Raw genomic sequence first — 17,039 nt, 5'->3', positions numbered from 1 at the left:
AGCGAAGCGATGCGAATGCTGTCGATCGAGACCGGCTTGGCGCTCGCGCTCATGGTCTTCGCCGCCGCCTGCCAGGCCATGAGCATCCGCGAGCTGCGCACGCTGGAAGCCAACGAAAAGGACGGCAAGCTCTACGCCAACTACTATCTCGTCGGTGTGGTCGAGGGTCTGCGCGAGGCCGGCGACATGGCCCAGCGTTCGGGCCAGAAGCCGCCGTTCTGCATCAACGGCCGCCGCCTCGAGCCTTCGATGGCGCGCTCGCTCTACCAGACTGAACTGACGCGCAACGCCGACAGCTACGAGGCCGACATGCCGGTGCAGCTCGTGCTTTCGGCCGCGCTGCGCAACAGCTACCGCTGCGCGCCTTGAACCGAATGACTTCTGCTTCCGTCGATACAACCCGCGCCCTGAACCGCATCCGCGCCGACGTTCAGTCCATGCATGCCTATGCCGTGCAGGACGCGCGCGGGCTGATCAAGCTCGACGCCATGGAAAACCCCTTCAGCCTGCCGTCCGCGCTGCAGTCCGCGCTGGGCCAGCGGCTCGGTGCGCTGGCGCTGAACCGCTATCCCGGTGCACGCGGTGCCGACCTGCAGCGCGCACTGGCCGCTCACGCCGGCATGCCGGAAGGCTTCGCGCTGATGCTCGGCAACGGCTCGGACGAGCTGATCTCGCTGCTCGCCATGGCTTGCGATCTCCCCGGGGCGGCCATCCTGGCGCCGGTGCCCGGCTTCGTGATGTACGCCATGAGCGCCCAGCTGCAGGGCCTGCGCTTCGTCGGCGTTCCGCTGACGGCCGATTTCGAGCTCGACGAAGCCGCCATGCTCGAGGCCATCGCGCGCGAAAAGCCGGCCATCGTCTACCTCGCCTATCCCAACAACCCGACCGCCAATCTCTGGGACGATGCGGCGATCGAGAAAATCATCGAGGCACAGGGCGCGCAGGGCGGCCTGGTGGTGATCGACGAGGCCTACCAGCCTTTCGCCGGCCGGAGCTGGATCGACCGCATCGCGCGTCACGGCCACGTGCTGTTGATGCGCACGCTCAGCAAGTTCGGCCTGGCGGGCGTCCGGCTGGGCTACCTGATCGGCCCCCAGGCCCTGATCGCCGAGATCGACAAGGTGCGGCCACCCTACAACATCAGCGTGCTCAACTGCGAGTGCGCGCTGTTCGCGCTGGAGCACGCCGAGGTGTTTGCCGGGCAGGCCGCGGAGATTCGCGCGCAGCGCCAGCGCATCTTCGAGGCGCTGGCCCGGCTGCCCGCGCTGAAGAGCTGGCCCAGCGACGCCAACATGATCCTGGTGCGCGTGCCCGATGCCGGCAAGACCTTCGAAGGCATGAAGACGCGCGGCGTGCTGGTCAAGAACGTTTCTAAAATGCACTCATTGCTGGCGAACTGCCTGCGCCTGACCGTCGGAACCATCGACGAGAATGCGCAGATGCTCGCGGCCCTCGAAGCATCCCTATGAACACCCCCTCGGCACCCGAAGCAGTCGTCGCCGCTGTAGCGCGCAGCGCCACCGTCACGCGCAATACCGCGGAGACGAAGATCACGGTCCGCGTCGACCTCGACGGCAGCGGCCGCTCGAAGCTCGCCACCGGCATCGGCTTCTTCGACCATATGCTCGATCAGATCGCCCGTCACGGCCTGATCGACCTCGACATCGACTGCCAGGGCGATTTGCACATCGACGGCCACCATACGGTGGAAGACGTCGGCATCACTCTCGGCCAGGCGGTCGCGAAAGCGGTCGGCGACAAGAAGGGCATCCGGCGCTACGGCCACGCCTATGTGCCGCTCGACGAGGCGCTGAGCCGCGTGGTGATCGATTTCTCCGGCCGCCCCGGCCTGGTCATGCACGTGCCCTTCACCAGCGGCATGATCGGCACTTTCGACAGCCAGCTCACCTACGAGTTCTTCCAGGGCTTCGTCAACCACGCCTTCGTGACCCTGCACATCGACAACCTCAAAGGCGTCAACGCCCACCACCAGTGCGAGACCGTGTTCAAGGCCTTCGCGCGCGCGTTGCGCGCCGCGCTCGAACTCGATCCGCGCTCGGCCGGCGTCATTCCTTCGACGAAGGGATCGCTCTGAGCCGCCGGGCCGCCCCAAGGCGACCGCCGCAGCGCTGCTGCGCGGGGGCTCGCCAATGACCAAGAATACCGTCGCCGTCGTCGACTACGGCATGGGCAACCTGCGCTCGGTGTCGCAGGCGGTCCAGCATGCCGCCGACCAGGTCGGGGTCGAGGTTTTCGTGACCTCCGACCCGGAAGTGGTGCGCCACGCCACGCGCGTCGTGCTGCCGGGGCAGGGCGCCATGCCCGATTGCATGCGCGAACTGCGCGACTCCGGCCTGCAGGAATCGGTGCTCGAAGCGGCCGCGGCCAAGCCTCTGTTCGGCGTCTGCGTCGGCATGCAGATGCTGCTGTCGACGAGCGACGAGGGCCCTACCGAGGGCCTGGGCCTGATTCCCGGCGAGGTGCGCAAGTTCGAACTGACCGGCCGTCTCCAGCCGGACGGCAGCCGCTACAAGGTGCCGCAGATGGGCTGGAACCAGGTTATCCAGGTGCAGCCGCACCCGGTATGGGCGGGCGTGCCCGACCGGAGCTACTTCTATTTCGTGCACAGCTTCTATGCGCGGCCGGCGGATGCCCGCCACAGCGCGGGCGAAGCGGAATACGGCGAGCGCTTTACCGCTGCCATTGCACGCGATAATATTTTTGCGACCCAGTTCCACCCCGAGAAGAGTGCGGACCACGGCCTGCAGCTCTATAGAAACTTTCTCCACTGGAATCCCTGAAGCAGTCTGTCGCGCTTCATCGCTCGTTCCACGCAATCCCGCACCATGCTCCTCATTCCTGCGATCGATCTCAAGGACGGCCATTGTGTTCGCCTCAAGCAAGGCGACATGGACCAGTCCACCACCTTCAGCGAAGACCCGGCCGCGATGGCGCGCAGATGGATCGAAGCTGGCGCACGGCGGCTGCACCTCGTCGACCTGAACGGCGCTTTTGCCGGCAAGCCGCAGAACCATGCGGCGATCAAGGCGATCCTGAAGGAGGTCGGCGACGACATCCCGGTGCAGCTCGGTGGCGGCATCCGCGACCTCGACACCATCGAGCGCTACATCGACGACGGCCTGCGCTACGTCATCATCGGCACCGCTGCGGTCAAGAATCCCGGCTTCCTCAAGGATGCCTGCAGCGCCTTCGGCGGCCACATCATCGTCGGCCTCGACGCCAAGGACGGCAAGGTAGCGACGGACGGCTGGAGCAAGCTCACCGGCCATGAAGTGGCCGACCTGGGCAAGAAATTCGAGGACTACGGCGTCGAATCGATCATCTACACCGACATCGGCCGCGACGGCATGCTCTCGGGCATCAACATCGAGGCCACGGTGAAGCTGGCCCAGGCGCTCACCATCCCGGTGATCGCATCGGGCGGGCTCTCGAACATGGCCGACATCGACAAGCTCTGCGCGGCCGAACCGGACGGCGTCGAGGGCGTGATCTGCGGCCGCGCGATCTACTCGGGCGACCTCGATTTCGCCGCAGCGCAGGCCCGCGCTGACGAGCTCGCCGAACAGTAAGCGCATCCAGGTGTCGCGCCCTATTCCGACTTGGCCGCCAGGCGCTGGATGATGGCTGCCGGCTGCGGCCTGGGTTGACACTCGTCAAACCTAGAATCGGCCCATGTCCATCAAAGAGCTCGTCTTCCGCGGCCAGCCTGCACTGCACGTCGCCCTGCCGGATGGCAGCGCCTGCACCGTGGCGCAGCACGGCGCCCACCTGCTGTCGTGGCTCACGGCCGACGGCGTCGAGCGCCTCTACCTGAGCCCCGAGGCGCGTTTCGACGGCCACAGCGCGATCCGCGGCGGCGTGCCGATCTGCTGGCCGCAGTTCAACCAGCGCGGGCCGCTGCCCAAGCACGGTTTCGTGCGCAATGTCGCGTGGCAGGCCGACGCGGGCACCGCCGGCGGCAAAGGCGACACGCTCGTTCTCTCGCTGCACGACGACGAGGCCACCCGCACCATCTGGCCGCACGCCTTCCATGCGCGGCTGACGGTGACTTTGGCGCCGCATTCGCTGCGCATCGCGCTTTCGATCGACAACACCGGCCGCGCGCCCTGGTCCTTTGCGGCTGCGCTGCACAGCTACCTGCGCGTGGACGACATTGCCGAGGCCTCGCTGGAAGGGCTGCAGGGCGCCAACCGCTGGGATGCGGTGCGCGACGACCGGCATGTCGACCTGGCGCCCGCGCTGCGCTTCGGCAGCGAATTCGACAGCGTCTACACGGCGCCGGCGCGGCCGCTGCGGCTGGTGCAGCCGTCCGGCACGCTCGAGATCGCGCAGAGCGCGAGCTGCACCGAAACGGTGGTGTGGAACCCCGGGCCGGCACTCAGCGCCCAACTGGCCGATCTGCCCGACGACGGCTGGCGCCACATGCTCTGCGTCGAGGCCGCACGCATCGACGAGCCCGTGCTGCTCGCGCCGGGTGGCGTCTGGCAGGGCTGGCAGCAGCTCACTGTCCTTTGAATCCCACAAGCTCCGAATCCGCCATGCTCGCCAAACGCATCATTCCCTGTCTCGACGTCACCGGTGGCCGCGTCGTCAAGGGCGTCAACTTCGTCGCGCTGCGCGATGCCGGCGATCCGGTCGAGATAGCGGCGCGCTACAACGCGCAGGGCGCGGATGAGCTGACATTTCTCGACATCACGGCCACCAGCGACGGCCGCGACCTGATCCTGCCGATCATCGAGGCGGTGGCCTCGCAGGTCTTCATTCCGCTGACCGTCGGCGGCGGCGTGCGCACCGTCGAGGACGTGCGCCGCCTGCTCAACGCCGGTGCCGACAAGACCAGTTTCAATTCGGCCGCCATCGCGAACCCGCAGGTGATCGAGGACGCATCGCGCAAGTACGGCGCCCAGTGCATCGTGGTCGCGATCGACGCCAAGCGGCGCTCGGCCGAAGACGCTGCGACCCGCGGTCCCGGCTGGGACGTCTACAGCCACGGCGGCCGCAAGAACACCGGGCTCGACGCGGTGCAATGGGCCGCCGAGATGGCGCGCCGCGGCGCCGGCGAGATCCTCTTGACCAGCATGGATCGCGACGGCACCAAGAGCGGCTTCGACCTCGAGCTCACGCGCGCCGTCAGCGACGCAGTCAGCGTGCCGGTGATCGCCTCCGGCGGTGTCGGCAATCTCGAGCACCTGGCCGACGGCATCCAGACCGGCGGCGCCGATGCCGTGCTGGCGGCCAGCATCTTCCATTACGGCGAATACACCGTCGGCCAGGCCAAGGCCTGCATGGCGGCGCGCGGCATCCCGGTGCGCCTCTGACCGACAATACCCCGATGAACTGGCTCGACGAAGTGAAGTGGGATGCGAACGGCCTGGTGCCCGTGATCGCGCAGGAACAGGGCAGCAAGGACGTGCTGATGTTCGCCTGGATGAACCGCGAGGCGCTGGCCAAAACGGCCGAGCTCGGCCGCGCGGTGTATTACAGCCGCTCGCGCAGCAAGCTCTGGTTCAAGGGCGAGGAATCGGGCCACGTGCAGACCGTGCACGAGATCCGGCTCGACTGCGACAACGACGTGGTGCTGCTGCAGGTCACGCAACTCGGCCACGAGCCCGGCATCGCCTGCCATACCGGGCGCCACAGCTGCTTCTTCAGCAAGTACGAGAACGGCTGCTGGACTGTGACCGAGCCGGTCTTGAAAGACCCCGAATCCATCTACACATCGTCCCCGAGATGAGCACCGACGCCCCCGAACGGAATGCGGAAGACGCGCTCGCGCGACTGGCCGCTGTGATCGAAAGCCGGCTGCCCGCGCGCGGCGGCGATCCGGAAAAGAGCTACGTGGCGCGCCTGCTGCACCGCGGGCCCGACGCCTTTCTCAAGAAGATCGGCGAGGAGGCCACCGAGGTGGTGATGGCCGCGAAGGATGCCGACCATGGCGGCGAGCGCACGAAAATAGTGAACGAAGTGGCCGATCTCTGGTTCCACAGCATGGTGGCGCTGGCCCACTACGGCTTTTCGCCGCGCGACGTGGTGGCCGAGCTCGAGCGCCGCGAAGGCCTGAGTGGCATCGAGGAAAAGGCCCTGCGCAAGGCGCAGGATCGCGAAGCTTCCAACGACTGAGAGGATCCCATGCCCAACGACATCGTGACCGTGGAACCCGACAGCTCGCTCAAGACCTGGGGCTGGATCAGTTACATCCTGCATCTGGTGGTGGCGGTCGGCGCCGTGCTGCCCGGCATGCAGGCTTCCATCGCTCTGCTCCTGATCGCGCTGGTGGTCGATCTGGTGAAGCGCGACGATGCAGTCGGCACCTGGCAGGCGACGCATTTCAGCTGGCGCATCCGTTCGGTGCTGTGGGCCGGCGTGTTGTACGTGCTGACCTCCTGGCTCTGGCTGCTGCTGCTCCTGCCTGGCTGGATCGCTTGGGCGCTGATTTCCCTCTGGTTCCTCTATCGCATCGTCAAGGGGATGGTGCGCATGAACGCGGGCCGTGCCATGGAGTCGGCATGAGCACCGCCGGGCCGCCCCAAGGTGCGGAGGTCCCCTCGGGGGGCAGCGAGGATACGTCGGTGCCGAGCGTGGGGGCGCACGCCTCCTCTGACCCGAATTGCGTTTTCTGCAAGATCATCGAGGGCAAGATTCCCTCGCGAAAGATGTACGAAGACGACGATCTCTTCGGCTTCCACGACATCGCGCCCTGGGCGCCTGTGCATTTCATGCTGGTGCCCAAGCGCCACATCCCCTCGATGGCGCAGGTCACGCCGGACGACGCGGCGCTCCTGGGAAAAATCATGACGCTGGCGCCCAGGCTGGCGATCGAGCAGGGCTGCCGGCCCTATCCGCAGGGCGGCTTCCGCATCGTCGTCAACACCGGCGCGGAGGGCGGGCAGGAGGTCCACCATCTCCATGTCCACGTCATGGGCGGCCCGCGCCCCTGGCTTAAAGGTTGATATTCGCCATCGCCGCGGGTTGTGACATCTGCGCCGACTAAAATCAACGACATTCTTCAGGAGTAATCCATGGGTTCACTTTCCATCTGGCACTGGCTGATCGTGCTGCTTGTCGTCGTGATGATCTTCGGCACCAAGAAGCTCCGCAACATGGGCTCCGACCTCGGCGGCGCCGTCAAGGGCTTCAAGGACGGCATGAAGGACGGTTCGGCGACCACCGAATCGCCCGCCGCCCCCAATCCGCAGGTGACCGGCAACACCACAGCCGCCGACAAATCGACGATCGACGTCGAAGCGCGTCAAAAGTCTTGATTCGCATCCGTCCGTGATCGACCTCGGCATCTCGAAAATCGCGCTGATCGGCGCGGTGGCGCTGATCGTCATCGGGCCCGAGAAGCTGCCGCGCGTGGCGCGCACCGTCGGCACCCTGCTGGGCAAGGCGCAGCGTTACGTGAACGACGTCAAGGCCGAGGTCAACCGCTCGATGGACCTGGACGAGCTGCGCAAGATGAAGGACACGGTGCAAGACGCCGCCCGCGACGTCGAGCACAGCATCCAGACCGGCGCGAGCGAGTTCGAAAAGCAGTTTTCCGAGAGCGGGCAGACCCTCTCGGAGCTGGCCGAGCCAGCGCCGTCCTACCCCGAGTACAAGCATCCCCGCAAGAACTGGCGCCTGAAGCAGGGCGCCACGCCGCAGTGGTACAAGGCGCGCAACGGCGTGCGCACCCGGGCGCTTTCGGGCGCAGCGCGCGTGGCCCGCTACCGTCCACACAAAATCAACTAGCCGCAACGCCGATCCGGCCGCGAGCAGCGCGCGCCGGACGCCCGCTTGCAGCGCCCCCACATGGCCGATTCTCCCGACAAGAACAAAGAAGACGAACTGGCCGGCACCGAGCAGCCTTTCGTGCAGCATCTGATGGAGCTGCGCGACCGCCTGCTCTATTGCGTTTACGGACTGGCGATCGCGGGCATCCTGCTCGCGATCTGGCCCGGCCCGAGCGGGCTGATCGACATGATCGCGGTTCCGATCCGCGCGCACATGCCGCCCGACGCGAAGCTGATCGCCGTCGGCGTGTTCTCGCCCTTCTTCGTGCCGCTGAAGGTGCTCATGATGGCGGCGGTGCTGCTGACCTTGCCGTGGCTCATGTACCAGTGCTGGATGTTCGTGGCGCCCGGCCTCTACAGCCACGAGAAGAAGTTCGCGCTGCCGCTGATCATCTTCGGCAGCTTCCTGGCCTATGCAGGCATCGCCTTCGTGCAGTTCTTCGTACTCGACAAGATGTTCGGCTTCATCCAGCGATTCACGCCGGAGAGCGTGGCGGCCACGCCGGATATCGCGTCGTACGTCGAGTCGATCCTGTCGCTCTACCTCGCCTTCGGCGTCGCCTTCCAGGTACCGATCGTCGTGATGCTGCTGGTGCGCTTCGAAATGGTCACGATCGAGAAGCTGAAGAATTTCCGCGGCTATTTCATCGTGCTGGCCTTCGTCGTGGCGGCGGTGCTCACGCCGCCCGACGTCGTCTCGCAGCTCGCGCTGGCGATACCGATGTGCCTGCTCTACGAAGTCGGCATCGTGGCCGCGCGCTACTTCGTGAAACACAGCAAGGCGCCCGAGGAAAACGAAAGCGCCGATTCCGCGCAGCCCTGAGCTGGGCCGCGCGAGCCGCCCGGCTACTCGGGCTCGCCCGGGACGCGGCGGATCGGACTCCGCGGCCGGGGACCCGGCGTGACGTCGAGCTCCATCTTGTCCTTGCCGCGCTGAAGCGCAAATCGCGCCGCATCGCCGGGTTTGAGTCCGGCTACCGCGGTCAGCAGTTCCTGCACGTTGTCGACGCTCTTCTCGCCGACGCCCGTGATCACGTCGCCGGGGCGGATACCGGCCCTCGCGGCCGGGCCGTTCTGCAGCACGCCCGTGATGATGACGCCCTTGTTCGCCTTGACGCCGAAGGTCTCCGCCAGTTCGGGCGAGAGGTTGTTGGGTTCCACGCCGATCCAGCCGCGCGTGACCTTGCCTTCCTTGACGATGTCTTCCAGCACCTGCTTGGCGGTCGAAACAGGAATCGCGAAGCCGATGCCCATGCTGCCGCCCGAACGCGAGTAGATCGCGGTGTTGATGCCCTCGAGGTTGCCGTTGACGTCGACCAGCGCACCGCCGGAGTTGCCGGGGTTGATGGCCGCATCGGTCTGGATGAAGTTCTCGAAGGTGTTGATGCCGAGCTGGTTGCGCCCCAGCGCCGAGACGATGCCGCTGGTGACGGTCTGGCCGACGCCGAAGGGGTTGCCGATGGCGAGCACCTGGTCGCCGACCTGCAGATTGTCGGAGTTGCCGAGCACGACCACCGGCAGCTTGTCGAGCTCGATCTTCAGCACGGCGAGATCGGTGTCGGGGTCGGTGCCGATCACCTTGCCGCGCGCGTGGCGGCTGTCGTTGAGCGTGACGTCGATCTCGTCTGCGCCCTCTACCACGTGGTTGTTGGTGAGGATGTAGCCATCCGTGCTGACGATAACGCCGCTGCCCAGGCCGACCTGGGGCTGGTCGGCGCCCTGGTCGCCGAAGAAGAAGCGGAACCAGGGGTCATCGCTGCGCGGATTGCGCCGTGCCGCCTTGCTGGTATTGATGCTGACGACTGCCGGCGAGGCCTTCTTGGCGGCAGCGCTCAGGCTGCCGGGCGCGATCGCCGTCGGATTGGCGCTCGGCGCCTCCATCACCGAGACCACACCGCCGAGGGAGGTGGCGCGCCGGCCGACCCACTCGGGCTTGAGCGTCGCGACGATGAAATAAGCCGCGAGCATGACGGTCACGGCTTGGGCGAACAGCAGCCAGGTGCGTTTCATGAAAACAAGAAAGGAAGAAATGAAGTCGGGGCGGCGCGGCTGGCGCCGAAGACCGCATTGTCCCTCAATGGACCTGCTGCCTCATTCCGCAGACTCGCGCATCAATGAATCGGACTGTTTCCGTCTACATGGTAAAAACCCTGAGGCCTGCGGCCTTGACCGGGCGCTCGGGTCCACAATGGCGCGATGAGTACGACCCGTCACGAACTCCTGCATGCCTTCGACCTCCTGCTCGCGCCCGAGCGTTTCAAGGACTACGGCCCCAACGGCTTGCAGGTCGAAGGCCGCACCTCGGTGCGCAAGATCGTCTCGGGCGTCACCGCGAGCCGCGCCCTGATCGAGGCTGCGATCCATGCCGAGGCCGATGCGATCTTCGTGCACCATGGCCTGTTCTGGCGCGGGCAGGACGGCCGCGTGACCGGCTGGATGAAGCAGCGGCTCGGCCTCCTGCTCGGCGACGATGTGAGCCTGTTCGCCTATCACCTGCCGCTCGATGCGCATCCCGAGCTCGGCAACAACGCGCAGCTCGGCCTCAAGCTGGGCCTGATCGCGCACGCCGGTTCGACCGGGCGCTTCGGCGAGCAGGAGATCGGCTTCCTGGGCGCGCGCGGCAACGGCGAAGGCTTCCCGAGCGCGAAAGCGCTGGCCACCCACGTCGAGAAGGCGCTCGGCAAGCCCGTCACCCTGCTCGACACGGCGCATCGTCCGATCCGCAACATCGCCTGGTGCACGGGCGGCGCCCAGGGCTATTTCGAGGCCGCCATCGCGGCCGGCGCCGATGCCTTCATCACCGGCGAAATCTCGGAGCCGCAGGCGCACTACGCGAGGGAAATGGGCGTCGCCTTCCTTGCCTGCGGCCACCATGCCACAGAACGCTACGGCGCACCCGCGGTGGCGGCGCACGTGGCCGCGCAGCTCGGCCTCGCGCATCAGTTCATCGACATCGACAATCCGGCGTGAAGCGCGACACCGCCCCGATCGCGATCACGCTCGGCGATCCCGCAGGCATCGGGCCCGAGATCATCGTCAAGTCTTTCCGCGATGCACCCGGCATCACGCGGGGCTGCTTTGTCGCAGGCGACGTGGACACCGTGCGCCTCGCAGCGCAGGCGCTCGCAGAGCCGGGCCGCGTGCCGCTTCCCGTGGCGCTGATCGATGCGCCGGCCGACCTGGCTACGGTGCCTCCGGGTTGCATCCCCGTGCTGCAGGCTGCGAGCCCGCCGCCAACGCCCATCGCGATCGGTGAAATCAGTGCCGCCGCCGGCCGCATCGCGGGCGGCTGCGTGGTGTGGGCCGCGCGCGCAGCGTTGCGCGGCGAGTTGGCGGCCATCGTCACGGCGCCTTTGCACAAGGAAGCGCTGGCCGCGGCAGGCTTTGGCTTTCCCGGCCACACCGAACTGCTGCAGGCTGAAGCGGCGGCCTACCTGGGCCGGCCGGTCACCGAAGTGCCGGTGCGCATGATGCTGGCCAACGACGAGCTGCGGACCGTGCTCGTGAGCATCCACATGTCGCTGCGCGACGCCATCGAGGCGGTGACGGTCGACGGCGTGCTGCAGACGCTGCGCATCGCGCACCGCGCACTGGCGGCGGTGCTGGGGCGTGCGCCGAAGATCGGCGTCGCCGGCCTCAACCCGCATGCGGGGGAGGGCGGCCTGTTCGGCTCGGAAGAACGCGACATCATCGCGCCGGCCATCGCGGCCGCGCGCGCGGAGGGCATCGATGCCGACGGGCCCCATGCGCCCGACACCGTCTTCATGCGCGCCCGCGCCAAGCGCCAAGGGGCGGGCGAGTTCGACGTGGTGATCGCTATGTACCACGACCAGGGCCTGATCCCGGTCAAGTACCTGGGCGTGGAGAAGGGGGTAAACGTGACGCTGGGCCTGCCGCTGGTGCGCACCAGTCCAGATCACGGCACCGCGTTCGACATCGCCGGCAAAGGCGCAGCCGACGCTTCCAGCCTGATCGAAGCGATCCGGATGGCGCGCGCGCTGGCCTTTAGGAGCGCTTGAGGCTGTCGCGAATCTCGCGCAGGAGCGCGATGTCTTCCGGCGGCGCGGCTTCGGCCGGGGCCTCTTCCTGCTTTTTGCGCAGCTTGTTGATCTGCTTGACCATCATGAAGATGATGAAAGCCAGGATTGCGAAGTTGACCGCGATGGTGATGAAGTTGCCGTAGGCCAGCACCGGCACGCCGGCCTTCTTCAGATCCGCCAGGTTGTTCGCCACGCCGGCCGGCGCGGTGCCCAGCACGATGTAGAGGTTCGAGAAGTCGAGCTTGCCGAACACGATGCCGACCAGCGGCATGATGACATCGCCGACCAGCGAGTCGACGATCTTGCCGAAGGCGGCGCCGATGATCACGCCGACCGCGAGGTCGATCACGTTGCCCTTGACCGCGAACTCGCGAAATTCCTTCAGAACGCTCATGTCGCTTACCTCGCGTCTTTGTTGTTGGACCGGCGGCAGTATAGGGGCCGCTTCGCAGTGCCTGCGAGGCCCGCGCCGGCGTTGAATTCGCTTGTGACGCTCCGCTACAATCGTCGGTTGACTCCAAGCCCCCAGCGAAGAAGATTTGAGGACCCCCATGAGTGACATCTCCGTCGGCCAACAACGGATCGACAGCAGCAAGCGGACGTGGTTGATCGCATCCGGCTGTGCCGGCGCAGTGGGAGGCGTCGCAACCGCCATCCCGTTCGTGAGCACTTTCCAGCCCTCGGAGAAAGCCAAGGCGGCCGGTGCGCCGGTCGAGGTCGATATCGGCGGCCTGCAGCCCGGTGAGAAACTCACCGTCGAATGGCGCGGCAAGCCGGTCTGGATCCTCAAGCGCACGCCGGCCCAGGTCGCCGAGCTGCCCAAGCTCGATGGCCAGCTCGCCGATCCGCAATCCAAGCGCAATCCCGACGAGTTCACCCCCGAATACGCGCGCAATGAAGGCCGCTCGATCAAGCCCGAAGTGCTGGTGGTCGTCGGCATCTGCACCCATCTCGGCTGCTCGCCGATCGACAAGCTCCAGGCCGGCCCACAGCCCTCGCTGCCCGACGACTGGGAAGGCGGTTTCCTCTGCCCCTGCCACGGCTCGACTTTCGACCTGGCCGGCCGCGTCTTCAAGAACAAGCCCGCGCCCGACAACCTCCCGGTGCCGCCGCACATGTATCTCTCCGACACGCGCCTCCTGATCGGCGAAGACAAGAAGGCCTGAGAGGAACAAGAACATGGCTGAATTCAAGGAAATCTCGCCCAACGCGCCGGCCGGCGAGAAGCTGCTCAACTGGGTCGACAACCGCTTCCCGCTGACCAAGCTCTGGAACGACCAGTGGGGCAAGTACTACGCGCCGAAGAACTTCAACTTCTGGTACATCTTCGGCTCGCTCGCGATGCTGGTCCTTGTGATCCAGATCGTGACCGGCATCTTCCTGGTGATGCACTACAAGCCCGATGCGGCGCAGGCCTTCGCCTCGGTCGAGTACATCATGCGCGACGTGCCCTGGGGCTGGCTGATCCGCTACATGCACTCCACGGGCGCCTCGGCGTTCTTCATCGTGGTGTACCTACACATGTTCCGCGGCCTCATCTACGGCAGCTACCGCAAGCCGCGCGAGCTGATCTGGATCTTCGGCTGCGCGATCTTCCTGTGCCTGATGGCCGAAGCCTTCATGGGCTACCTGCTGCCCTGGGGCCAGATGAGCTACTGGGGCGCCCAGGTGATCGTGAACCTGTTCTCCGCGATTCCCTTCGTCGGCCCTGATCTCGCACTCCTGATCCGCGGCGACTACGTGGTGAGCGACGCCACGCTCAACCGCTTCTTCAGCTTCCACGTGATCGCGGTGCCGCTGGTGCTGCTGGGCTTGGTGGTCGCCCATCTGATCGCGCTGCACGAAGTGGGTTCGAACAACCCCGACGGCATCGAGATCAAGGCCAAGCTCGACGCCGACGGCCATCCGCTGGACGGCATTCCGTCGCATCCGTACTACACGGTACACGACATCTTCGGCGTGGTGGTGTTCCTCACGATCTTCTCGGCCGTGATCTTCTTCGCGCCCGAGGCCGGCGGCTACTTCCTCGAATACAACAACTTCATCCCGGCCGATTCGCTGAAGACGCCGAACCACATCGCGCCGGTCTGGTACTTCACGCCCTACTACTCGATGCTGCGCGCGATCACCGGCGAGATGGTGTATGTGCTGATCGCCTGCGTGGTCGCGGGTGCCGTCTTCGGTGTCTGGAAGGCGCGCATCATCGCGCTGCTCAAAGGCCTGATCGTGATCGCCGCGGCCATCGTCATTGCCATGATGCTCAACACCGACGCCAAGTTCTGGGGCGTTCTGGTGATGGGCGGTGCGGTCGTCATCCTGTTCTTCCTGCCCTGGCTGGACCACAGCCCGGTCAGATCGATCCGCTACCGCCCGAGCTGGCACTGGTACCTGTACGGCGTGTTCGTCGTCAACTTCGTGGTCCTCGCCTACCTCGGCGTGCAGCCGCCGTCGCCGATCGGCGAGCGCGTGTCGCAGGTCGGAACGCTGTTCTATTTCGGGTTCTTCCTCCTGATGCCGTGGTGGAGCCGCCTCGGCGAATTCAAGCCGGTCCCCGAGCGCGTGACCTTCAGCGCCCACTGACCGGGAGCACACAAGAATGAAGAAACTGATCCTCACGTTGATTGCAGCGCTTGGCTTCGTAGCCGGCGCACATGCCGCCGAAGGCGGCATCGCCTGGGACAAGGCGCCGAACAAGACCAACGACCTGGCCGCGCTGCAGAACGGCGCCAAGCTGTTCGTCAACTACTGCCTCAACTGCCATTCGGCAGCGTTCATGCGCTACAACCGGCTGCAGGACATCGGCATTACCGAGCAGCAGATCAAGGACAACCTCCTGTTCACGACCGACAAGGTCGGCGAGACGATGAAGGCCAACCTCGATCCGAGCCAGGCCAAGGAATGGTTCGGCGGCGTTCCGCCCGACCTCACGCTGGTCGCCCGTTCGCGCGCCGGCCACGGCGGCACCGGCGCCGACTATCTCTATACCTACCTGCGCACCTTCTATCGCGACGACACCAAGGCGACCGGCTGGAACAACCTCGTGTTCCCGAACGTCGGCATGCCGCATGCGATGTGGGAGCTGCAGGGCGATCGCCGCCCGGTGCTCGACAAGGTCGAATCGCACGGCCACACCGCCGAGGTATTCAAGGGCTGGGAGCAGGTCTCGCCCGGAACGATGACGCCGCTGCAGTTCGACCAGGCGATGGGCGATCTGGTGAGCTACCTGCAATGGATGGCCGAACCTGCCCAGAACACCCGCATCCGGGTCGGCGTCTGGGTGATGCTGTTTCTCGTCATGGCGTTGGTCTTCGTATGGCGCTTGAATGCCTCGTACTGGAAAGACGTGAAGTAAACCAAGCTGAGAACGCGGCCTCGTATTGCCGGCGCGCGTCCTTGTGGAGTGGGTTGCCATTGCGCATGCCCACTCTTTTTAATTTTTAGGAGTCTTTCGCCATGATGGTTTTGTATTCAGGAACGACCTGCCCCTTTTCTCATCGTTGCCGCTTCGTGCTGTTCGAAAAAGGCATGGATTTCGAGATCCGCGACGTCGATCTCTATAACAAGCCCGAAGACATCAGCGTGATGAATCCGTACGGCCAGGTGCCGATCCTGGTGGAGCGCGACCTGATCCTGTACGAGTCGAACATCATCAACGAGTACATCGACGAGCGCTTCCCGCACCCGCAGCTGATGCCCGGCGACCCAGTCGACCGCGCTCGCGTGCGCCTGTTCCTGCTTAATTTCGAGAAGGAACTGTTCGTGCACGTCTCCACGCTGGAAAACCGCACCGCCAAGGGCAACGAGAAGGCGCTCGAGAAGGCGCGCTCGCATATCCGCGACCGGCTCACGCAGCTCGCGCCCGTGTTTCTCAAGAACAAATACATGCTTGGCGACAATTTCTCGATGCTCGACGTCGCGATCGCGCCGCTGCTCTGGCGCCTGGACTACTATGGCATCGACCTCAGCAAGAACGCCGCGCCGCTTCTGAAGTACGCTGAACGCATCTTCTCGCGGCCGGCCTACATCGAAGCGCTGACGCCGTCCGAAAAGGTGATGCGCAAGTAGTACCTGCAGTTTCGTTCTCATGATCAACGCGCTCGAGTCTTCTTCCACCCGCCCCTACCTGATCCGGGCGCTGTACGAGTGGTGCACGGACAACGGCTTCACCCCCTACGTGGCGGTGCAGGTCGACGACACGGTGCAGGTGCCGCGCGAGTACGTGAAGAACGGCGAGATCGTGCTGAACATCAGCTTCGATGCGACCAGCTCGCTCAAGCTGGGCAACGATTTCATCGAGTTCAAGGCCCGCTTCGCCGGCACCGCGCGCGAGATCAGCGTGCCGGTAGGCCGCGTGATCGCGATCTATGCGCGCGAGAACGGGCAGGGCATGGCTTTTCCGGCGCCCGCACCCGCGGCAGTGCCGGCCATCGAGGACCACAGCCCGGTCACGGCGTCGCGCACGTCCTTGCGGGATACCTCCCGCGGCACCGAAGGCGATGGGAGCAGGGTGGTCCATCTGGTCAGCGGCGAGGCTTCCGCGGATGACGCGGCGGCAACAACGACAGCGGGTGCCACGCCGTCGGACCCCGAAGACCCGCCGAGGCCGCCGACCAACGGCGGCGCCCGTCCCTCGCTCAAGCGCATCAAGTAGTCAACCGCCCGCCGGGCGCCGCGCCGCTAAAATTCACCCATTCCCCCACGCCGCTTTAGCTCAGTTGGTAGAGCAACCGCCTTGTAAGCGGTAGGTCGTCAGTTCGATTCCGACAAGCGGCACCATCGGTTTCAGCGCCGCGCCTGTACCTTGATGCGCAGCGTCACCTCGCCCCATCCCATGGATTTCAGCCGCGTCTGAAGCAGCGGCAGCAGCTGGCGCAGCTTCGCGGCGGCGGCGTTGCCCCGCACCAGCAGGCACCAGGTGCCGCCTTCGACCGGACCGGCCTGCACGGCAGGGCGCAAGTCGGGCGGAATTAGTTCCTGCACCGCCTGCAACCGCTCGCTCGCGTCGCGCGCGCGAGCGAAGAGGCTGGCCAGGGTCGGCGAATCCTGCGCGGCTTGCTCCAAAGTGACGGGATTGAAACGGCGGTTCATGGGGAAAGACTGTGAAGAGCCTAGGGTGGCAACGCGGCTAAAATGCCCGGTTTGCCGGCGTTCGCGCCGGCGGGGTCCGTTTGCCTTGGCGTGAAAGATTTTGCGCCAGGCGCGC

The 17,039-nt window shown here is 65.8% G+C and carries 24 protein-coding genes and 1 tRNA gene; 22 read left to right on the top strand and 3 right to left on the bottom strand.

Features of this window, described 5'->3' with window-relative positions:
* Positions 1 to 9 precede the first annotated feature (9 nt).
* The 14 genes from EJI01_RS12525 (at position 10) to tatC (ending at position 8,619) form a co-directional block, all read left to right on the top strand.
* Positions 10 to 369 (top strand): hypothetical protein, encoded by a 360-nt coding sequence (locus tag EJI01_RS12525; RefSeq protein ID WP_260602429.1) that lies wholly within the window; start codon positions 10 to 12, stop codon positions 367 to 369.
* 5 nt (positions 370 to 374) lie between these two features.
* A complete protein-coding gene (gene hisC / locus EJI01_RS12520; protein ID WP_126837465.1) occupies positions 375 to 1,469 on the top strand; it encodes a histidinol-phosphate transaminase in 1,095 nt (364 codons plus the stop codon).
* Positions 1,466 to 2,095: an imidazoleglycerol-phosphate dehydratase HisB gene (gene hisB, locus EJI01_RS12515; RefSeq protein WP_126837464.1), complete on the top strand. Its 630-nt coding sequence runs from the start codon at positions 1,466 to 1,468 to the stop codon at positions 2,093 to 2,095. The genes hisC and hisB overlap by 4 nt, the downstream gene beginning before the upstream one ends.
* 55 nt (positions 2,096 to 2,150) lie before the next feature.
* A complete protein-coding gene (gene hisH, locus EJI01_RS12510) occupies positions 2,151 to 2,801 on the top strand; it encodes an imidazole glycerol phosphate synthase subunit HisH (protein WP_126837462.1) in 651 nt (216 codons plus the stop codon).
* 45 nt (positions 2,802 to 2,846) lie between these two features.
* A complete protein-coding gene (gene hisA / locus EJI01_RS12505; protein WP_126837460.1) occupies positions 2,847 to 3,590 on the top strand; it encodes a 1-(5-phosphoribosyl)-5-[(5-phosphoribosylamino)methylideneamino]imidazole-4-carboxamide isomerase in 744 nt (247 codons plus the stop codon).
* A 103-nt stretch (positions 3,591 to 3,693) separates the two neighbouring features.
* Positions 3,694 to 4,536, top strand: coding sequence for a D-hexose-6-phosphate mutarotase (locus EJI01_RS12500; RefSeq protein WP_126837459.1), 843 nt, complete (start codon positions 3,694 to 3,696; stop codon positions 4,534 to 4,536).
* 23 nt (positions 4,537 to 4,559) lie between these two features.
* The gene (gene hisF / locus EJI01_RS12495; RefSeq protein WP_126837457.1) at positions 4,560 to 5,339 is read left to right on the top strand and encodes an imidazole glycerol phosphate synthase subunit HisF; all 780 of its coding nucleotides are present in this window, start codon (positions 4,560 to 4,562) and stop codon (positions 5,337 to 5,339) included.
* A gap of 14 nt (positions 5,340 to 5,353) precedes the next feature.
* Positions 5,354 to 5,755, top strand: coding sequence for a phosphoribosyl-AMP cyclohydrolase (gene hisI, locus EJI01_RS12490; protein ID WP_126837455.1), 402 nt, complete (start codon positions 5,354 to 5,356; stop codon positions 5,753 to 5,755).
* Entirely contained in the window at positions 5,752 to 6,141 is a 390-nt protein-coding gene (locus tag EJI01_RS12485) for a phosphoribosyl-ATP diphosphatase (protein ID WP_126837454.1), read from the top strand. The genes hisI and EJI01_RS12485 overlap by 4 nt, the downstream gene beginning before the upstream one ends.
* A 9-nt stretch (positions 6,142 to 6,150) precedes the next feature.
* Entirely contained in the window at positions 6,151 to 6,531 is a 381-nt protein-coding gene (locus tag EJI01_RS12480) for a DUF4870 family protein (protein ID WP_126837452.1), read from the top strand.
* Positions 6,528 to 6,971, top strand: coding sequence for a histidine triad nucleotide-binding protein (locus tag EJI01_RS12475; protein ID WP_126837450.1), 444 nt, complete (start codon positions 6,528 to 6,530; stop codon positions 6,969 to 6,971). The genes EJI01_RS12480 and EJI01_RS12475 overlap by 4 nt, the downstream gene beginning before the upstream one ends.
* Before the next feature lie 69 nt (positions 6,972 to 7,040).
* Positions 7,041 to 7,283, top strand: a complete 243-nt coding sequence (gene tatA, locus EJI01_RS12470; protein WP_093105670.1) for a Sec-independent protein translocase subunit TatA — start codon at positions 7,041 to 7,043, stop codon at positions 7,281 to 7,283.
* A gap of 13 nt (positions 7,284 to 7,296) precedes the next feature.
* Entirely contained in the window at positions 7,297 to 7,755 is a 459-nt protein-coding gene (tatB, locus tag EJI01_RS12465) for a Sec-independent protein translocase protein TatB (RefSeq protein WP_126837449.1), read from the top strand.
* A gap of 60 nt (positions 7,756 to 7,815) precedes the next feature.
* Positions 7,816 to 8,619 carry a twin-arginine translocase subunit TatC gene (tatC, locus tag EJI01_RS12460; RefSeq protein WP_126837447.1) on the top strand — a complete coding sequence of 268 codons (804 nt, stop codon included), beginning with the start codon at positions 7,816 to 7,818 and terminating at the stop codon, positions 8,617 to 8,619.
* Between the two features lie 23 nt (positions 8,620 to 8,642).
* On the opposite strand, the gene EJI01_RS12455 is transcribed toward tatC, so the two are convergent.
* Positions 8,643 to 9,806 carry a S1C family serine protease gene (locus tag EJI01_RS12455; protein ID WP_126837446.1) on the bottom strand — a complete coding sequence of 388 codons (1,164 nt, stop codon included), beginning with the start codon at positions 9,804 to 9,806 and terminating at the stop codon, positions 8,643 to 8,645.
* A 186-nt stretch (positions 9,807 to 9,992) separates the two neighbouring features.
* Here EJI01_RS12455 and EJI01_RS12450 point away from each other — a divergent pair, with 186 nt between their 5' ends.
* Together EJI01_RS12450 and pdxA are read left to right on the top strand one after the other, a co-directional pair.
* The gene (locus EJI01_RS12450) at positions 9,993 to 10,766 is read left to right on the top strand and encodes a Nif3-like dinuclear metal center hexameric protein (protein ID WP_126837444.1); all 774 of its coding nucleotides are present in this window, start codon (positions 9,993 to 9,995) and stop codon (positions 10,764 to 10,766) included.
* Positions 10,763 to 11,815, top strand: coding sequence for a 4-hydroxythreonine-4-phosphate dehydrogenase PdxA (gene pdxA / locus EJI01_RS12445; protein WP_126837443.1), 1,053 nt, complete (start codon positions 10,763 to 10,765; stop codon positions 11,813 to 11,815). Before EJI01_RS12450 ends, pdxA begins: the two co-directional genes overlap by 4 nt.
* On the opposite strand, the gene mscL is transcribed toward pdxA, so the two are convergent.
* Complete coding sequence (gene mscL / locus EJI01_RS12440; RefSeq protein WP_126837441.1) at positions 11,802 to 12,230, bottom strand: large conductance mechanosensitive channel protein MscL; 429 nt, start codon at positions 12,228 to 12,230, stop codon at positions 11,802 to 11,804. The two genes, pdxA and mscL, sit on opposite strands and share 14 nt — an antisense overlap.
* A 157-nt stretch (positions 12,231 to 12,387) precedes the next feature.
* Between mscL and petA the strand changes: the two genes are divergently transcribed.
* The 6 genes from petA (at position 12,388) to EJI01_RS12410 (ending at position 16,612) form a co-directional block, all read left to right on the top strand.
* Positions 12,388 to 13,002 carry a ubiquinol-cytochrome c reductase iron-sulfur subunit gene (gene petA, locus EJI01_RS12435; protein WP_126837439.1) on the top strand — a complete coding sequence of 205 codons (615 nt, stop codon included), beginning with the start codon at positions 12,388 to 12,390 and terminating at the stop codon, positions 13,000 to 13,002.
* A gap of 13 nt (positions 13,003 to 13,015) precedes the next feature.
* Positions 13,016 to 14,416 carry a cytochrome b gene (locus EJI01_RS12430; RefSeq protein ID WP_126837438.1) on the top strand — a complete coding sequence of 467 codons (1,401 nt, stop codon included), beginning with the start codon at positions 13,016 to 13,018 and terminating at the stop codon, positions 14,414 to 14,416.
* Between the two features lie 16 nt (positions 14,417 to 14,432).
* Complete coding sequence (locus EJI01_RS12425) at positions 14,433 to 15,188, top strand: cytochrome c1 (RefSeq protein WP_126837436.1); 756 nt, start codon at positions 14,433 to 14,435, stop codon at positions 15,186 to 15,188.
* A gap of 101 nt (positions 15,189 to 15,289) precedes the next feature.
* Entirely contained in the window at positions 15,290 to 15,901 is a 612-nt protein-coding gene (locus EJI01_RS12420) for a glutathione S-transferase N-terminal domain-containing protein (RefSeq protein WP_057596959.1), read from the top strand.
* Positions 15,902 to 15,920: 19 nt separating this feature from the next.
* Positions 15,921 to 16,487 carry a ClpXP protease specificity-enhancing factor gene (locus EJI01_RS12415; RefSeq protein WP_126837434.1) on the top strand — a complete coding sequence of 189 codons (567 nt, stop codon included), beginning with the start codon at positions 15,921 to 15,923 and terminating at the stop codon, positions 16,485 to 16,487.
* Positions 16,488 to 16,536: 49 nt separating this feature from the next.
* Positions 16,537 to 16,612 (top strand) — tRNA-Thr (locus EJI01_RS12410).
* Between the two features lie 6 nt (positions 16,613 to 16,618).
* On the opposite strand, the gene EJI01_RS12405 is transcribed toward EJI01_RS12410, so the two are convergent.
* Positions 16,619 to 16,924 carry a DciA family protein gene (locus tag EJI01_RS12405; RefSeq protein WP_126837433.1) on the bottom strand — a complete coding sequence of 102 codons (306 nt, stop codon included), beginning with the start codon at positions 16,922 to 16,924 and terminating at the stop codon, positions 16,619 to 16,621.
* Positions 16,925 to 17,039: the final 115 nt, after the last annotated feature.

The organism is Variovorax sp. MHTC-1, assembly GCF_003984645.1.
Classification (GTDB): Bacteria; Pseudomonadota; Gammaproteobacteria; order Burkholderiales; family Burkholderiaceae_C; genus Variovorax.
This window is presented reverse-complemented; position numbering and strand designations above follow the sequence as displayed.

What these genes read in the sequence shown, in the direction of transcription:
- EJI01_RS12525 (WP_260602429.1), top strand. Translation starts at nt 10, where the DNA reads ATGCGAATGCTGTCGATCGAGACCGGCTTGGCGCTCGCGCTCATGGTC.
- hisC (WP_126837465.1), top strand. Translation starts at nt 375, where the DNA reads ATGACTTCTGCTTCCGTCGATACAACCCGCGCCCTGAACCGCATCCGC.
- hisB (WP_126837464.1), top strand. Translation starts at nt 1,466, where the DNA reads ATGAACACCCCCTCGGCACCCGAAGCAGTCGTCGCCGCTGTAGCGCGC.
- hisH (WP_126837462.1), top strand. Translation starts at nt 2,151, where the DNA reads ATGACCAAGAATACCGTCGCCGTCGTCGACTACGGCATGGGCAACCTG.
- hisA (WP_126837460.1), top strand. Translation starts at nt 2,847, where the DNA reads ATGCTCCTCATTCCTGCGATCGATCTCAAGGACGGCCATTGTGTTCGC.
- EJI01_RS12500 (WP_126837459.1), top strand. Translation starts at nt 3,694, where the DNA reads ATGTCCATCAAAGAGCTCGTCTTCCGCGGCCAGCCTGCACTGCACGTC.
- hisF (WP_126837457.1), top strand. Translation starts at nt 4,560, where the DNA reads ATGCTCGCCAAACGCATCATTCCCTGTCTCGACGTCACCGGTGGCCGC.
- hisI (WP_126837455.1), top strand. Translation starts at nt 5,354, where the DNA reads ATGAACTGGCTCGACGAAGTGAAGTGGGATGCGAACGGCCTGGTGCCC.
- EJI01_RS12485 (WP_126837454.1), top strand. Translation starts at nt 5,752, where the DNA reads ATGAGCACCGACGCCCCCGAACGGAATGCGGAAGACGCGCTCGCGCGA.
- EJI01_RS12480 (WP_126837452.1), top strand. Translation starts at nt 6,151, where the DNA reads ATGCCCAACGACATCGTGACCGTGGAACCCGACAGCTCGCTCAAGACC.
- EJI01_RS12475 (WP_126837450.1), top strand. Translation starts at nt 6,528, where the DNA reads ATGAGCACCGCCGGGCCGCCCCAAGGTGCGGAGGTCCCCTCGGGGGGC.
- tatA (WP_093105670.1), top strand. Translation starts at nt 7,041, where the DNA reads ATGGGTTCACTTTCCATCTGGCACTGGCTGATCGTGCTGCTTGTCGTC.
- tatC (WP_126837447.1), top strand. Translation starts at nt 7,816, where the DNA reads ATGGCCGATTCTCCCGACAAGAACAAAGAAGACGAACTGGCCGGCACC.
- EJI01_RS12455 (WP_126837446.1), bottom strand. Translation starts at nt 9,806, where the DNA reads ATGAAACGCACCTGGCTGCTGTTCGCCCAAGCCGTGACCGTCATGCTC.
- EJI01_RS12450 (WP_126837444.1), top strand. Translation starts at nt 9,993, where the DNA reads ATGAGTACGACCCGTCACGAACTCCTGCATGCCTTCGACCTCCTGCTC.
- mscL (WP_126837441.1), bottom strand. Translation starts at nt 12,230, where the DNA reads ATGAGCGTTCTGAAGGAATTTCGCGAGTTCGCGGTCAAGGGCAACGTG.
- petA (WP_126837439.1), top strand. Translation starts at nt 12,388, where the DNA reads ATGAGTGACATCTCCGTCGGCCAACAACGGATCGACAGCAGCAAGCGG.
- EJI01_RS12430 (WP_126837438.1), top strand. Translation starts at nt 13,016, where the DNA reads ATGGCTGAATTCAAGGAAATCTCGCCCAACGCGCCGGCCGGCGAGAAG.
- EJI01_RS12425 (WP_126837436.1), top strand. Translation starts at nt 14,433, where the DNA reads ATGAAGAAACTGATCCTCACGTTGATTGCAGCGCTTGGCTTCGTAGCC.
- EJI01_RS12420 (WP_057596959.1), top strand. Translation starts at nt 15,290, where the DNA reads ATGATGGTTTTGTATTCAGGAACGACCTGCCCCTTTTCTCATCGTTGC.
- EJI01_RS12415 (WP_126837434.1), top strand. Translation starts at nt 15,921, where the DNA reads ATGATCAACGCGCTCGAGTCTTCTTCCACCCGCCCCTACCTGATCCGG.
- EJI01_RS12405 (WP_126837433.1), bottom strand. Translation starts at nt 16,924, where the DNA reads ATGAACCGCCGTTTCAATCCCGTCACTTTGGAGCAAGCCGCGCAGGAT.